The following is a 15,988-nucleotide window of genomic DNA, read 5'->3' on the forward strand; positions in this document are numbered from 1 at the left end:
CTCTCCTTTAACTGGGCTTGTCCCGATCCGGATCCCCGACAGCAAGAAGGCCTCAGCAGAACATTCATTCCCAAATCAAAACGCCCGGCAGTTTCCCGCCGGGCGCAAATCCTTCAGACCGGGCCATTGTGATCAGCTGAAATACTGACCGCCATTGGCCGAAATCGTCGAGCCGGTAACAAAGCCCGCATCCTCGGACGCCAGGAAAACCACACAGCGTGCGATTTCTTCGGGCTCGCCGAGACGGCCCACCGGGATCTGCGGAATGATGCGCTCTTTAAGCACAGTCTCGTCGATGGCGCGCACCATGTCGGTGCCGATATAGCCCGGGCAGATCGCATTGACGGTGATGCCGGCACGCGCGCCTTCCTGGGCCAGCGCCCGGGTGAAGCCGATGTCACCAGCCTTGGCGGCGGAATAATTGACCTGGCCTGCCTGCCCCTTCTGACCGTTGATCGAGGAGATGTTGATGACGCGGCCATATTTGCGCTCGCGCATGCCGCCCCAGACCGGGTTGGTCATGTTGAACAGGCCGGTGAGGTTGGTGTTGATCACCTCGTTCCACATCTGCGGCGTCATCTTGTGGAACATGCCATCGCGGGTGATGCCGGCATTGTTGACCAGCACCGCCACCGGACCGAGATCAGCCTCGACCTGGGCGATTCCAGCAACGCAGGCATCATAGTCGGCGACCGACCATTTATAGGTCTTGATCCCGGTCTCTGCGGTGAACTTCGCGGCCGCCTCGTCATTGCCGGCATAGTTGGCGGCGACCGTATAGCCCGCCTGCTTCAGTGCGATTGAAATTGCCGCCCCGATCCCGCGTGACCCTCCCGTCACGATTGCTACTTTACTCATGCTGCTCCTCCTCAAGGATCACTTTTGACACTCTGTTGTCCGTCTTGAGCGGACTTGATCTAACCGGCGCGCTGGCTGGCTTCGAACCAGCGCGCCTGCCTCCCCTTCAGTCTCAGCCGCGCTCGACGCAGAGCGCCACGCCCATGCCGCCGCCGATGCACAGCGTCGCAAGACCCTTCTTGGCGTCGCGGCGGGCCATTTCGAACAGCAGCGTGTTCAGGATCCGCGCACCCGATGCACCGACCGGGTGACCGATGGCAATCGCGCCGCCATTGACGTTGACGATCGCCGGATCCCAGCCCATGTCCTTGTTGACCGCACAGGCCTGCGCAGCAAACGCCTCGTTGGCTTCCACCAGGTCGAGGTCGCTGACGCTCCAGCCGGCCTTTTCCAATGCCTTGCGCGACGCCGGGATCGGGCCGGTGCCCATGATCTGCGGGTCAACGCCGGCGGTGGCCCAGGAGACGATCCGTGCCATCGGTGTGATGCCGCGCTTGGAAGCTTCGGCTTCGCTCATCAGCACGGTGGCGGCAGCGCCGTCATTGATGCCCGATGCGTTGGCGGCGGTCACGGTGCCTTCCTTGTCGAACGCCGGGCGCAGCTTGGAGATGCCCTCGATGGTCACGCCATGCTTGATGTACTCGTCTTCCTCGACGACCGTGTCACCCTTGCGACCCTTGATGGTGACTGCGGCGATCTCATCCTTGAACTTGCCGGCCTTCTGCGCCGCTTCTGCCTTGTTCTGCGAATTGACGGCAAAGGTGTCCTGCTCGTCGCGCGAAAGCTGCCACTGCTTGGCAACGTTCTCAGCGGTATTGCCCATCAGGTAGTTGTAGAAGGCGTCGGTCAGCGCATCATGCATCATGGTGTCGACCATGTTGGCCGCCCCCATCTTCACGCCGTTGCGCAAATGCATTGCGTGAGGCGCCATCGACATCGATTCCTGACCGCCGGCAACGATGATGTTGGCGTCGCCCGAGCTGATCTGCTGCATGCCGAGCGCCACCGCGCGCAAGCCGGAACCGCACAGCTGGTTGAGGCCCCAGGCTGTTGCTTCCTGCGGAATACCGGCAGCCATCGCTGCCTGCCGCGCCGGGTTCTGGCCCTGGCCCGCGGAGAGAATCTGGCCGAGGATGACCTCGTCGACTTCTTGCGGCGCAACACCGGCGCGTTCAAGCGCTGCCTTGATGGCGACTGCGCCCAGATCATGGGCGGCAACGGAAGACAGAGCGCCGTTGAAAGACCCGACCGGAGTGCGGGCGGCACTGGCGATAACGATAGAACTCATGATGGATTTTCCCTGTCATGTATTGTGAAAAGCTGTTCTGAACGTGCAGGAGCTTGCTGTTCCTGTCAAATCCCCGAACACCGAATATTCCATGCAATCGGTTAAATCAGGACCATAGTCTGACGATTCCCGGTCGCTTTCACCGCATTGCACAAAGGATTTGTCTTTATCAACGGTTTTCGCCTACAGTCTGGGGCCACGAGGCGGGGATCCGGTCTGGGGAGACCATTTGAGGAGAGTGAAGAATGGCGAAGAACAGCGGCACCATCACCATCAAGAAATACGCCAATCGACGACTCTACAATACCGGCACCAGCACCTATGTGACGTTGGATGACCTGGCGGTCATGGTCAAGAAGGGCGAGGACTTCGTTGTCCTCGACGCCAAGAGCGGCGACGACATCACCCATTCGGTTCTGACCCAGATCATCTTCGAGCAGGAATCAAAGACCGGCAACACGCTCCTGCCCGTCTCCTTCCTCCGGCAGCTCATTTCCGTCTATGGCGACCAGTTGCAGATGGTTGTGCCGAGCTATCTCGAACACTCCATGTCCGCCCTGACAGAGCAGCAGGAGCAGGTCCGCGCCCAGATCACCAAGTCCTTCGGCGACAACCCGATGGCCCGCAACATCCAGCTGCCGATCCAGCTTGTCGAGGAACAGGTCCGCCGCAACACCGAGATGTTCCAGAAGGCGATGCAGATGTTCTCGCCCTTCGCGCTGGCCCATTCAGCGCCATCGGAGGAAGCGCCGAAAAAATCCGACACCTCGAAGGATATCGATGAGCTCAAGTCGCAGCTCAAGCAGCTTCAGGACAAGATCAACTCGATCGACAGCTGACCTTCGCAACGCCCGGGCAGTCCATTAGAGAACAAGTTCAGGTCGATTATTTCCCTCAGGGCAAAACAGCTTTCGCTATCCGCCTGTCGCAAACCGGTGGCGCGCACGCCGAGGGAACGCCTATAAGCGTGTCATCCGTTCCCGACACAGACCCGAAAGGCAATCCCATGACCGAACTTACCCTGGCCAAGTCACTCAAGATCATCGACAGCGCGCTGGCGAAAGGCAAGGAACTCGGCCTCAAGCCGCTTGCGGTGGTCGTGCTCGATGCCGGCGGTCACCTCAAGGCATTCCAGCGCGAGGACGGGGCGTCGATGATGCGGTTCGAGATTGCCAGCGGCAAGGCCTATGGCGCGCTTGCGCTTGGCGTCGGGTCGCGCTGGCTCAATGCCCAGGCCGAAACCCGGCCGCATTTCCTGGAAGGCCTCTCGGCCGTTTCCGGCGGCAAGATCGTCGCCATTCCCGGCGGCGTTCTGGTCAAGGATTCCACCGGTGCCATCATCGGTGCCGTCGGCATCACCGGTGATACGTCCGACAATGACGAGATCGCCGCGATTGCCGGTATCGAGGCCGCCGGCTTCACGCCGGACGCAGGCTGACCCCGCGCGCAACCACCAGAGCCGGTCATCTTTAGGATGATCGGCTCTGGGATTGCCGGGTTACAGCCCGATCGAGACGTCCCGGCCTGCGGACCGGATCGAGACGGAAAATCCGGCAATCACATCGATGAATGCGATCACCATCAAAATGAAGAAAACCTGGGTTGCGGCATCACGTACCAGCAGGAACTCGACCAGGAAGGCCACGAAAACGAACATCGACAGCATGTGATCGATCACAGACCAGGGTCCGGTCCGCGTTGCCTTCAGCACTTCGATGAACAGCAACACCAGCGCGACCACGATCAGCAGGTCGCCCATGCTCATCGTCCAGGTCGCACCCGACATCATCGACGTCGAAAAGATCGTCGTCTGCAGTTCGGCGATACCGCCGCCGAGCAACCCTATCATGACCAGATTGTACCCGATCAGTGGCACGATCATCAGCGGAATAGCGGCAAGCATGGAAAACCTCGGAATGGAATGAGCGACACCGGCCCTTGCGGCCAGCGCGACCATGCGAAATCCATCCGCCAAGCGCAAGCGCTTCGATCAGAACTTTATCATATTCGTGTCTTCGGCTGCCCGGCAGATCTGCCGGGCCGGTTCGGGCCCGCTGTCAGCCGCGCCGCACCAACGCCGCGGCTTGCTGTTGATGGCCGCCGGATGACCGGCGACAATCTCAGGCATAGACCACGAGAAGATCCTTTGCATCGATCTGGTCCCCGGTCCTGACCAGGACCTCGGCCAGCGTGCCATCGCGCTCGGCGTGGATCGCCGTTTCCATCTTCATCGCCTCGATCGACACCAGCACATCGCCGGCGGTAACGTCCTGGCCGGCGGTGACCGCAACGGTCGAAATCACCCCGGGCATGGGTGCCGCCACATGCGCGTCGTTGCCGGCTTCCGCCTTGCGCCGCGCCGCCGACCCCGATGCGCCATGCGCCCGGTCCGGCACCTTCACCCGCCTCGGCTGGCCGTTGAGCTCGAAGAACACGGTGACCATGCCCTTGTCGTCCGGCTCGCCCTGGGCGAGATTCTGGATCACCAGCGTCTTGCCCTTCTCGATCTCGACAAACAGCTCGCCGCCAACCGGGATACCGTAGAAATAGGCCGGCGTCGGCAGCATGCTGACCGGTCCATAGGTTTCCGTTGCCAGAGCAAAATCGGTGAACACCTTCGGATACATCAGGTAGGAGGCAAACTCGTTCTCGCTGATCTCGCGCTCGAGCTTGGTCTCGATTTCCTTGCGTTCGATCTCGAGATCCGCATCCGGCAGAAGCGAGCCCGGACGCGCGGTATAGGCTTCATCGCCCTTGAGCACCTTGCCCTGCAAAGCCTTCGGCCAGCCCGATGGCGGCTGCCCGAGATCGCCGCGCATCATCGAAACCACCGAATCGGGGAAGGAAACATCCTTGCCGGGGTTCTCCACATCCGCGACACTGAGATCCTGGCTGACCATCATCAGCGCCATGTCGCCCACCACCTTGGAAGACGGCGTCACCTTGACGATGTCGCCGAACATCTGGTTGGCATCGGCATAGGCCTGCGCCACTTCATGCCAGCGGGTCTCGAGTCCCAGCGAGCGCGCCTGCTCCTTCAGATTGGTGAACTGGCCGCCCGGCATCTCGTGAAGATAGACTTCCGAGGCCGGTCCCTTGAGGTCGCTCTCGAACGCCGCATACTGGTTGCGCACCGCCTCCCAGTAGAACGAGATCCGCCGGATCCACTCGGTATCAAGACCAGGATCGCGCTCGTGGCCCTTTAGCGCCTCGACGATCGAGCCCAGGCACGGCTGCGAGGTGTTGCCGGAAAGCGCGTCCATGGCGGCATCGACCGCGTCGACGCCGCTGTCGACCGCCGCCAGCACCGTCGCTGCCGAGATCCCCGACGTGTCATGCGTGTGGAAATGGATCGGCAGGTCGGTGGCCTCGCGCAACGCCTTGAACAATTGCCGCGCCGCGGCCGGTTTCAGCAGCCCGGCCATGTCCTTGACCGCGATGATATGGGCGCCGGCCTTTTCCAGCTCGGCCGCAAGCGCGGTGTAGTACTTCAGGTCGTATTTCGGCCGGGCCGAATTGAGAATGTCGCCGGTGTAGCAGATCGTTGCTTCACACAGCTTGTTCTCCTCGCACACAGCGTCCATCGACACGCGCATGTTCTCGACCCAGTTCAGGCAGTCGAACACGCGGAACAGGTCGATCCCGCCCTGCGCCGCCTGGCGCACAAAATGCTTGACCACATTATCGGGATAATTCTTGTAGCCGACGCCATTGGCGCCGCGCAGAAGCATCTGCAACAGCAGGTTCGGCGCGCCCTGCCGCACCATTTCGAGCCGTTCCCACGGATCCTCGGTCAGGAACCGCATCGACACGTCAAAGGTCGCTCCGCCCCAGCACTCCAGCGACAGGAGGTCAGGCAGCGCCCGGGCATAGGCACCGGCGACGGCTGCAATGTCGTGTGTCCGCATCCGGGTGGCGAGCAGCGACTGGTGGCCGTCACGCATCGTCGTATCGGTCATCAGCACCCGCTTTTGCGCCCGCATCCAGTCGGCAAACCCCTTCGGCCCAAGCTGGTCGAGCCGCTGCCGGGTGCCATCTACCACCGGCATGTCGACATGCGGCACCCGCGGCGGCGCCGCATCGGCCGCCGGCAATGGACGTCCCTTGGTCTCGGGATGGCCATTGACGGTCACGTCCGCCAGATAGGTCAGAAGCTTGGTGGCGCGGTCCTGACGCTTGACCTGCTCGAACAGTTCCGGCGTCGAATCGATGAAGCGCGTCGTGTAGGTGTTGTTGCGGAACTCCGGGTGACCGATGATCGCCTCGAGGAAGGTCAGGTTGGTGGCCACGCCACGTATGCGGAATTCCCGCAGTGCCCGGTCCATCCGGTGAATGGTTTCCTCCGGCGTCGGCGCCCAGGCCGTAACTTTCTCAAGCAGCGGATCGTAAAAGCGTGTGATCACCGCTCCCGAATAGGCCGTACCGCCATCAAGCCGGATGCCGAAGCCGGTGGCGCCGCGATAGGCGGTGATGCGGCCATAGTCCGGAATGAAATTCTGCTCCGGGTCTTCCGTGGTAATGCGGCACTGCAGTGCATGGCCGTTGAGCCGGATGTCGGCCTGCGCCGGAACGCCCGATTCCGGCGTGCCGATGACGGCGCCTTCGAGGATGTGGATCTGCGCCTTGACGATATCGATGCCGGTCACTTCCTCGGTCACCGTATGTTCGACCTGGATGCGCGGATTGACCTCGATGAAGTAGAAGGCACCGGTGTCGATATCCATCAGGTATTCGACTGTGCCCGCGCCGACATAGCCGGTGGCATTTGCGATCTTGAGCGAGTAGGCCGCCAGCTCCTGCCGCTGGGCCTCCGTAAGGTAAGGGGCGGGGGCGCGCTCGACAACCTTCTGGTTGCGGCGCTGCACCGAGCAGTCGCGCTCGAACAGATGCACGGCATTGCCATGTGTGTCGCCGAGAACCTGGCTTTCGACATGGCGCGCCCGCTCCACCAGCTTTTCGAGATAGACTTCATCCTTGCCGAACGCCGCCTTTGCCTCGCGCTTGGCTTCGGTGACTTCGCGGGCCAGGTCCTTCGGGTCGCGAATGGCACGCATGCCCCGGCCACCCCCGCCCCACGAGGCCTTCAGCATGACCGGATAGCCGATCTCGTCGGCCATTCGTGCGACTTGGTCCATGTCGTCGGGAAGCGGCTCGGTAGCTGGTACCACCGGCACTCCAATCTCGATCGCCAGGTTGCGTGCCGCCACCTTGTTGCCCAGCCGGCGCATGGTCTCCGGCCTGGGGCCGATGAAGATGATGCCGTTCTCGGCGCAGGCATCGGCGAATTCCGGGCTTTCGGACAACAGGCCATATCCCGGATGGATCGCATCCGCACCCGACAGCTTTGCAACGCGGATCACCTCGTCGATCGACAGGTAGCTTTCGATCGGACCAAGATCCCGTTCCAGGTGAGGACCACGGCCGACCTGGTAGGATTCATCCGCCTTGAAGCGGTGCAGTGCAAGCTTGTCTTCTTCCGCCCAGATCGCGACGGTTTTCATCCCCAGTTCGTTGGCGGCGCGAAACACGCGAATGGCAATTTCCGAACGGTTGGCGACAAGAATCTTGGAAATCGGCACGAAGAGGCTCCCGGGTTTGGGCAAGAAAAGCGGGGCCTCAACGAGCCCCGCCTTCAATCATTAGCGCCTGTTTTGCTGCAGTGCAAATTGGAGCCGATCATCTTTAGATGGAATTGTTTGAACGCCGGGATTTCGAGATCTGGCCAGAAGCGTGCAGCGACGCGGCGCAAGCGCCGTTAGCCTCGCGCGACGCAGTCCAGGGCGCAAAAGGCCAGGTTCAAACAATTCCAGCTAAAGATGATCGGCTCTAGGAGATGAGCCCGAGCCGGAAGGCGATCGCCACCACGTGATGGCGATTCTTGGCCTGCAATTTGTCCTGGATGCCGTTCATGTACCAGTCGACCGTGTGCGCCGAAAGGCCCAGCGTGGCGCCCATTTCGTTGGACGTCATGCCGTAGCCCAGATACTCGAGCGTTTCCATTTCACGCCGCGTCAGGGGCATTGTCACCGGTCGGCTGATCCGCTCGTGCGCATCCGGATCGAGTGCCTCGAGCAGTTCCCAGAACGCCTTTTTGGCCAGCGCATCCATCATCGCCATTTCCGACGGGGACAACTCGACCGGACGGCCCGCGACTGTCAGGACGCCGACCAGGCCACGCCGGCCGTGGACAGGAAACGCATATCCGTCCTCAAGGCCGAAACGGCGGGCATCGGCCATCATTCGCTGCATCCGCTTGTGGTGGGGGTCTTCCTTGAAGGCTTCCATCGGCTCGCGCCAGCGATAGCCGCGCTGGCTGTGCCCCAGATAGCGGACAATCGGATCGATGGTTGCGTATTTCCGTTTCACATAGAGGTCGGGCCAGCCCTTGGGCCACTGCCCTTCGAGCATGATATCGGAAGCCGGACTCTCCGGTCCGGGTTGCCGCACCAGTGTGAAATAGTCAAATCCGAGCCGGCTGACAACATCGCGGATCCGGGCGCGAATGCTCTCTGCGCCTTCCTCTTCGTTTCGTTCAGCATCAAGAAACTGCAGAACGGCGTTCATTTCCATAATCTCCCCCAGAGGACCATATCCGGCGACTGTCGCTAAAAAATCAGTAATATTTGCCAGTAAAATCAGCTTTCAAAGCGCATTGTAATCCTAAATCTTGCAGTTGCGCCAGTATTTCTTTGCAATCTCACCACGAGGAAGCGAGTGGGTTCCGCTCCGCCACAAAAAACCGGCCCGCGCAGCAGGCGCAGGCCGGTTCGGTCAGGGTAGGGATCGTCAGGGATCAGATGCAGGCTTCGAACAGTGCCTTGGTATTCTCGGATGTCATCTCTACCGGATTGCCGCCGGCGCTCGGGTCTTCCAGCGCCATCGCCGTCATCTCGTCGATCCGGTCGCGGCCTACGCCAAGTTCGGCCAGCTTGTCCGGAACGCCGAGGTCGGCCCTCAGCTGGAGCACATAATCGTAAAACCCGTCGAAACCGCCGGAGATGCCCATGTAGGCCGCAGCCCGGGCGATGCGCTCCTCGATGACGGGGCGGTTCATCCTGAGCACCGGCGGCATCACCACCGCATTGGTCATGCCATGATGGGTATTGTAGACCGCACCCACCGGATGCGACAGCGCATGGATGGCGCCGAGCCCTTTCTGGAACGCGACAGCGCCCATGGCGGCCGCACTCATCATTTCCGCGCGAGCGTCCAGGTTTGAGCCGTCAGCCACCACCAGCGGCAGGTTTTCCTTCACCAGCCGCATGCCCTCGAGCGCGATGCCCTGGCTCATCGGATGGTAGAACGGCGAGGAATAGGCTTCCAGGCAATGCGCGAACGCATCCATGCCGGTGCCGACCGTAATGATCTTCGGCATCCCGACGGTCAGTTCAGGATCGCAGATCGTCACAGCCGGAAGCAGCTTCGGATGGAAGATGATCTTCTTGACGTGCGTCACCGAATTGGTCAGCACCCCTGCCCGGCCGACTTCCGAGCCGGTGCCCGCGGTCGTCGGCACGGCGATGATCGGCGCGATCGTGTCGGCATTGGCGCGGGTCCACCAGTCGCCGATATCCTCGAAATCCCAGACCGGACGGGTCTGCCCGGCCTGAAAAGCGATCAGCTTGCCCAGATCGAGGCCCGAGCCGCCACCGAAGGCGATGACACCGTCGTGGCCGCCAGCCTTGAACACGGCGACACCGGCCTCGAGGTTCTTCTCGTTCGGGTTCGGATCGACTTCCGCGAACATTGCCCGGCCAAGGCCAGCGGCTTCCAGAAGGTCGAGTGCATTGACCGTGATCGGCAGCGAGGCAAGCCCCCGGTCGGTGACCAGAAGCGGCTTCTTCATGCCCGCGGCCGCGCAGGCCTCGGCAAGTTCGGAAATGCGGCCAGCCCCGAAACGGATGGCTGTCGGATAGGACCAGTTGGCGCGCGGGCTCATGCGGATTTCTTTCTCAGATGGTAGGATTTGGGACGGGTGAGATTGTGGAAGCCGATTTCCGACAGCGAGCCACCGCGACCGGTGGCCTTGCAGCCGGTCCAGCACAGCGCCGGGTCGAGATAATCCGCCCGGTTCATGAATACCGTGCCGGTCTCGATCTCGGCGCCGATGCGCGCTGCCCGCTCGGCGTCATTGGTCCACAGCGAGGCAGTCAGGCCGAACTGGCAATCATTCATCAGCGCAAGTGCCTGCTCATCACTGTCGACCGGCATGATCCCGACAACGGGGCCGAAGCTTTCATCACGCATCACCCGCATGTCGTGGGTCACGTCGACCAGCACCTGCGGCATCAGGTAGGCGCCGCCGTCATCGGCCGGAAACAGCTTCGGATCGATCAGCCCGCGCGCGCCTTGCGCAATGGCCTCCGCCGTCTGTGCCCGGACTTCCTGCGCGAAGCGCACATTGGCCATCGGCCCGATGGTCGTCTCCTTGTCGAGCGGATTGCCGAGCTTGAGGCCCGACGAGACCCAGGCCGCGGCCTTCTCGACAAAGGCATCATAGAGCGGGCGGGCGACGTAGAGCCGTTCGATGCCGCAGCAGCACTGCCCGGCATTGAACATGGCGCCATCCATCAGCACGTCGACGGCCCAGTCGAGATCGGCGTCTTCCATCACGTAGCCGGGATCCTTGCCGCCGAGCTCGAGGCCCATGCCGGTGAAGGTACCGGCGGCGGCCCGCTCGATCGCCTTGCCGCCACCGACCGAGCCGGTGAAATTGATGAAATCGAAGCTGCCGGACGAAATCAGCTTCTCCGACCCCTGGTGGTCGAGGAACAGATTGATGAACACGTCCTCCGGCACACCCGCCTCATGGAAGGCGCGGACCATACGTTCGCCCACCAGCAGCGTCTGTGTCGCATGCTTGAGCACCACCGTGTTTCCGGCGATCAGCGCCGGAGCAACGGTGTTGATCGCTGTCATGTAGGGGTAGTTCCAGGGCGCGATGACGAAGACCACACCATGCGCCTCGCGCACGATCCGGCGTTCGAACTGGGCCGAGTTCTCGATCTCGATCGGCGCCAGCGCCCGCGCGGCAATCTCGGCCATGTAGTTGGTGCGCTCGTTGACGCCGCCGAACTCGCCGCCATAGCGCACGGGCCGGCCCATCATCCAGGCCAGTTCCGGCACCACTTCGTCTTGCATTTCTTGGAGCCGGGCGACGCCCGCCCGGACCAGGGCGATGCGCTCTTCAAGCGAACGTCGGGCCCAGTCCTTCTGCGCCTTGCGCGACCGGGCGACGGCGGCTGCCGCATCATCCACGCCCATGACCGGGCGCTCGGCATAGACCGACCCGTCAACCGGCGATATCAGTTTCAAACTGCTCATTGCTTGGTCTCCCTCAGGCGGCCTTCCCGTGTCTGGGCAGTGCCGGCCATCATACATGTCTGTTGCGTCTGCCGGTCAGGCGCGCTCGAAACCGCGGGCGATTTCCCAGTCGGTTACGGCCTTGTCGAATTCTTCCTGTTCCCACTCCGCGCAGCGCACATAGTGGTCAACCACGGCATCGCCCAGGGCCTCCCGCAGCATTTGCGAGTTCCGCAAGGTTTCCGTCGATGCCCGCAAGGTCGAGGGGATGTGCTTGGCGTTCGCATTTTCGTAGATGTCACCGGCCGTCGGCGGCGCCAGTTCGAGCTTGTTCTCGATACCCTTGATTCCAGCCGCCAGCAGCGCCGCCTGGGCAAGATAGGGGTTCATGTCCGAGCCGCCGATGCGGCATTCGACACGCACCGCCTTGGTGCCCTCGCCGCACAGGCGGAAACCGGCGGTGCGGTTGTCGACCGACCAGACCGCGCGGGTTGGCGCAAAGGTGCCCTTCATGAAACGCTTGTAGCTGTTCACATAGGGCGCCAGGAACCAGGTGTAGTCCGAGGCGTACTCGATCAGACCCGCCATGAAGTGGCGCATCAGCTCGGACATGCCGTACTCGCCGTTCCCGTCGCGGAACGCGGGCTCCTTGCCGCTCCACAGCGACATGTGCACATGCGACGACGAGCCCACCTTGTTTGCGTTCCACTTCGGCAGGAAGGTGACCGAACGGCCATTGGCCCAGGCAATTTCCTTGACCGCGTGCTTGGCAATGGTGTGATGGTCGGCGCAATCGAGCGCTTCCGAGTAACGGATGTTGAGCTCTTCCTGGCCGGTCTCGGCTTCGCCCTTCGAGTTTTCGATCGGAATGCCGGCGGCAAACAGATGGTTGCGTACCGGGCGCATGATGCTCTCTTCCTTGGTCGTCTGCAGGATGTGGTAATCCTCGTTATAGGCGCTGATCGGGGTCAGCTCGCGGTAGCCCGAGCGGGCGAGATCGCGAAAACTCTGCTCGAACAGGAAGAACTCGAGCTCTGTCGCCATCATCGCCTCGTAGCCCAGTTCCTTCAGCCGGGCGATCTGCACTTTCAGGATCTGCCTCGGCGATTGCGGTACCGGCTTGTGGGTATTGTGATCAAGAAGGTCGCACAGCACCATCGCCGTGCCTTCCAGCCACGGCACCCGCCGCAGGGTGGAAAGGTCGGGCTGCATCACGTAGTCGCCATAACCCGCCTGCCAGCTGGTCGTCGCATAGCCGTTCGGCGTCGCCATTTCGAGGTCCGTCGCCAGCATGTAGTTGCAGCAATGGGTTTCCTTGTGGCTCGACTCGATGAAGTTCTGCACATGGAAACGCTTGCCCATCAGGCGGCCCTGCATGTCGACACAGCACACCAGCACGGTGTCGATATCGCCGGAGCCTGCGGCAGATTTCAGCTCATCGAAGGTAAGGTTTCCAGCCATGTGATCTGATCCTGGTAAGCGGCCCCCGGGGGCCGGGATTTCGTGATGCGCTGTAGCGGCAATCCGCCCCCCGGCGCAAGCCGGGAGGCGGCGATTTCAAAGGTCCGCGCAATCAGCTTTCGCCGTAGGGGAATCCAGCGGCATTGATGACGCTGTTGTATTCCTTGAAGATCGAGATGACCTTTGCCTTGGTTTCGCTTTCCGCGGCAATCTCGTCCCAGAACACCTTGGCGGCGTCTTCGACCTGTTTCCAGTCGGAGGCCGGAACCGAGCGCAGCTGCAGCTTGTCGCCGGTGGCGCGCAGCTTGGCTTCGCCGCCCCAGTACCACTGGTTGCGGAACGTGTGGGTCGCTTCCATACAGGAAATGTAGAGCGCCTTGAGGTGTTCCGGCAGCGCGTTCCACTTCTCCTCGTTGGCGAACCAGGAACCGATCCAGGCGCCGGAGATGTTGTTGGTCAGGAAGTAGTCGGTCACATCGGCCCAGCCGACCGTGTAATCTTCGGTGATACCCGACCATGACATCCCGTCGAGTTCGCCGGTCTGCACCGCAACTTCGGCGTCCTCGTAGGGAATCGACACCGGCACCACACCGAACTGGGTGAGGAAGCGGCCGGCGGTCGGGAAGGTGTAGAGCTTCAGACCGTCGAGATCTGCAACGCTGGTGATTTCCTTCTTGGTGTTGAAGTTGCACGGATCCTGGCCCGCAGCCGAAAGCCAGACAACGCCGGTACCCGAATAGGCTTCACGCCAGATGTCGGCCAGACCGTATTGCTGGAACAGCACCGGCACATCGAGGATCGAACGCGTTGCGAACGGGAAGTAGCCGCCGAACAGACCCACTTCCACGGGTGACGCCATCGAATCATCATCCGAATGCACCGCATCGATGGTGCCCGCCTGCATGGCGCGGAACAACTCGCCAGTCGGCACGATCTGGTCTGCGAAGAACAGCTCGATCACCATCTCGCCATTGGCCGCCTTGTTGAAGGCATCGACGAAAGGCTGGGTCACATACTGGCCCAGTGTCGCGCCTGCATATGTCTGCATGCGCCAGCGGATCGGCTCCTGCGCAATCGCCGGCGGTGCGGCGAGCGCTGTTCCGGCTGCCGCACCGGCGGCAACGCCGGCCTTGGTCAGAAATTGACGCCTCTTGATATTGCTCATGCTGTTCTCCTTTTTGGTTTCGTCTTCTTCGGATGTGCTCACTTCAGCCCTGGAGTTTGCCCCGGAATTGCTCGGGCAACCACAGTGCGATTTCCGGGTACATCATCACGATCACCAATGTGAGCAGCATGACCGCGACGAAGGGAATGACGGACACATAGATATGGCGCAGCTTGATCTCCGGCGGCGCCATGGCCCGCATCAGGAACAGGTTGTAGCCGAACGGCGGCGTCATGTAGGCGATCTGGCAGGTGATGGTGTAGAGCACACCGTACCAGACCAGATCGAAGCCGAGGATCTTGACCAGAGGCACGTAGAGCGGAGCCACGATCACCAGCATTGCCGTGTCGTCAAGGAATGTCCCCATCAGCAGGAAGCTCAACTGCATCAGGATCAGCACGTGCCAGGGCTCGAGACCGAGCTGGCCGAGGAAGAAATTCTCGATCGCGCGCACAGCACCCAAACCGTCAAACACCGCGCCGAAACAAAGTGCGGCCAGAATGATCCACATGAACATGCAGGAGATGCCGAGCGTCTTGCGCATGACGTTCTCCATCACCTCCCGGGACAGTCGTCCCTTGATGAAGGCAGCGGCCATCGAGGCCAGCGCGCCCACGGCCGAGCTTTCCACCAGGCTGGTGTAGCCCATCAGGAACAGCCCGTTCATCAGGAAGAAGATCATGAACGGCAGGAAGCCGGCGCGCAGCAGGCTGATCCGCTCCTTCCAGGTAATCGCGTCGCGCTCGGCCTTCGGCAGCGGCGGCCCCAGATGTGGTTGCAACTGGCAGCGGATGGCGATGTAGAGAATGAACAACCCCGCCATCAGCAGACCCGGAAACACCCCGGCAAGCCACAGCTGGCTCACCGGCTGCCGTGCGATCATGCCGTAAAGCACCAGCACCACCGACGGCGGAATCAGGATCCCGAGCGAGGATCCGCCCTGGATCACCCCGGTGATCATCACCTTGTCGTAGTTGCGCCTGAGCAACTCAGGCAGCGCGATGGTCGCGCCGATCGCCATGCCGGCAACGGACAATCCGTTCATTGCCGAAATCACCACCATCAGGAAGATCGTGCCGATCGCCAGCCCGCCCGGAACCGGCCCGAACCAGACATGAAACATCCGGTAGAGATCGTCCGCGATCCGGCTTTCCGACAGCATGTAGCCCATGAAGATGAACATCGGCAGCGTCAGCAACGGATACCATTTCATCAGCTTGATCGATTGCGTGAACGCGATCTCGACACCGCCGGTGCCCCACAGCGGCAGCGCAGCGATCACGGCGACAGCACCGATGACGCCGAACACACGCTGTCCGGTCAGGAGCAGCGCCATCATCGAGGCGAACATGAACAGCGCGATAAGTTCGTAGCTCACAGGCCGGCCTCGCTTGCATGGTTTACGCTGACACCGCGCAGGAACAGAATGTCACGGAAGAGCTCGGCCACGGTCTGCAGCAGCATGAGCAGAATACCGATGACAGCGACGACCTTGACCGGCCACATATAGGGCCGCCAGACCGAATGCGCCCGCTCGCCCCACTCGATGGCATAGGTCGTGCTTGAGATGCCGCCATAGAGCAGGACGCAGAGATAGAAGATCAGGAACAGCACCGTGACGGAATCGATCGCCGCCTTGCGCCTTGGAGACCACATGCCGTAGATCAGGTCCATCCGCACGTGATCGCCCATCTGCATCGAATAGGCGCCGCCAAGCAGGTAGTAACCGACCATGATGAACTGGGCGAACTCGAGCGTCCAAAGCGCCGGCGATCCGGCATACTTCGTCACCGACGACCAGAACAAGACGCCCATCAGCGCAAAGATCAGATACATCGCAAAGCGCCCGACACGCCTGTTGAAGGTATCGACGATCCGGATATAGCGTTCCATGAAACCCATTATCGTCCGGC

At 61.7% G+C, this 15,988-nt stretch carries 13 protein-coding genes; 2 read left to right on the top strand and 11 right to left on the bottom strand.

Annotated elements, in window-relative coordinates; all coding sequences use genetic code 11:
* Nucleotides 1-132: 132 nt before the first annotated feature.
* Nucleotides 133-858, bottom strand: a complete 726-nt coding sequence (phbB, locus tag GTW23_RS10325) for an acetoacetyl-CoA reductase (protein WP_152011273.1) — start codon at nt 856-858, stop codon at nt 133-135.
* Between the two features lie 112 nt (nt 859-970).
* Nucleotides 971-2,146: an acetyl-CoA C-acetyltransferase gene (locus GTW23_RS10330; RefSeq protein ID WP_152011272.1), complete on the bottom strand. Its 1,176-nt coding sequence runs from the start codon at nt 2,144-2,146 to the stop codon at nt 971-973.
* A 245-nt stretch (nt 2,147-2,391) separates the two neighbouring features.
* Here GTW23_RS10330 and phaR point away from each other — a divergent pair, with 245 nt between their 5' ends.
* A complete protein-coding gene (gene phaR / locus GTW23_RS10335; RefSeq protein WP_152011271.1) occupies nt 2,392-2,985 on the top strand; it encodes a polyhydroxyalkanoate synthesis repressor PhaR in 594 nt (197 codons plus the stop codon).
* A gap of 167 nt (nt 2,986-3,152) precedes the next feature.
* Nucleotides 3,153-3,584 (top strand): GlcG/HbpS family heme-binding protein, encoded by a 432-nt coding sequence (locus GTW23_RS10340; protein WP_252915690.1) that lies wholly within the window; start codon nt 3,153-3,155, stop codon nt 3,582-3,584.
* A gap of 60 nt (nt 3,585-3,644) precedes the next feature.
* Here the strand turns inward: GTW23_RS10340 and GTW23_RS10345 are convergent, their stop codons facing one another.
* The 9 genes from GTW23_RS10345 to GTW23_RS10385 all read right to left on the bottom strand — a co-directional run bounded on the left by GTW23_RS10345 (nt 3,645) and on the right by GTW23_RS10385 (nt 15,968).
* Nucleotides 3,645-4,049, bottom strand: a complete 405-nt coding sequence (locus GTW23_RS10345) for a hypothetical protein (RefSeq protein ID WP_152011724.1) — start codon at nt 4,047-4,049, stop codon at nt 3,645-3,647.
* Between the two features lie 217 nt (nt 4,050-4,266).
* Nucleotides 4,267-7,725: a pyruvate carboxylase gene (pyc, locus tag GTW23_RS10350; RefSeq protein ID WP_252915691.1), complete on the bottom strand. Its 3,459-nt coding sequence runs from the start codon at nt 7,723-7,725 to the stop codon at nt 4,267-4,269.
* 247 nt (nt 7,726-7,972) lie between these two features.
* Nucleotides 7,973-8,716 (bottom strand): helix-turn-helix transcriptional regulator, encoded by a 744-nt coding sequence (locus GTW23_RS10355; RefSeq protein WP_152011268.1) that lies wholly within the window; start codon nt 8,714-8,716, stop codon nt 7,973-7,975.
* A gap of 223 nt (nt 8,717-8,939) precedes the next feature.
* On the bottom strand, nt 8,940-10,085 hold the full coding sequence (locus GTW23_RS10360; protein ID WP_152011267.1) for an iron-containing alcohol dehydrogenase: 1,146 nt from the start codon (nt 10,083-10,085) through the stop codon (nt 8,940-8,942).
* Nucleotides 10,082-11,470, bottom strand: a complete 1,389-nt coding sequence (locus GTW23_RS10365) for an aldehyde dehydrogenase family protein (protein ID WP_152011266.1) — start codon at nt 11,468-11,470, stop codon at nt 10,082-10,084. The genes GTW23_RS10360 and GTW23_RS10365 overlap by 4 nt, the downstream gene beginning before the upstream one ends.
* A 75-nt stretch (nt 11,471-11,545) precedes the next feature.
* Nucleotides 11,546-12,910 (bottom strand): glutamine synthetase family protein, encoded by a 1,365-nt coding sequence (locus tag GTW23_RS10370; protein ID WP_152011265.1) that lies wholly within the window; start codon nt 12,908-12,910, stop codon nt 11,546-11,548.
* Nucleotides 12,911-13,022: 112 nt separating this feature from the next.
* Nucleotides 13,023-14,075 (bottom strand): TRAP transporter substrate-binding protein, encoded by a 1,053-nt coding sequence (locus GTW23_RS10375; RefSeq protein WP_193217401.1) that lies wholly within the window; start codon nt 14,073-14,075, stop codon nt 13,023-13,025.
* 43 nt (nt 14,076-14,118) lie between these two features.
* Complete coding sequence (locus GTW23_RS10380; RefSeq protein ID WP_152011264.1) at nt 14,119-15,453, bottom strand: TRAP transporter large permease; 1,335 nt, start codon at nt 15,451-15,453, stop codon at nt 14,119-14,121.
* Complete coding sequence (locus tag GTW23_RS10385) at nt 15,450-15,968, bottom strand: TRAP transporter small permease subunit (protein WP_382265091.1); 519 nt, start codon at nt 15,966-15,968, stop codon at nt 15,450-15,452. The genes GTW23_RS10380 and GTW23_RS10385 overlap by 4 nt, the downstream gene beginning before the upstream one ends.
* Between the last annotated feature and the right edge of the window lie 20 nt (nt 15,969-15,988).

This window comes from Parahoeflea alexandrii, from assembly GCF_024105735.1.
In the GTDB taxonomy this organism is placed as follows: domain Bacteria; phylum Pseudomonadota; class Alphaproteobacteria; order Rhizobiales; family Rhizobiaceae; genus Hoeflea; species Hoeflea alexandrii.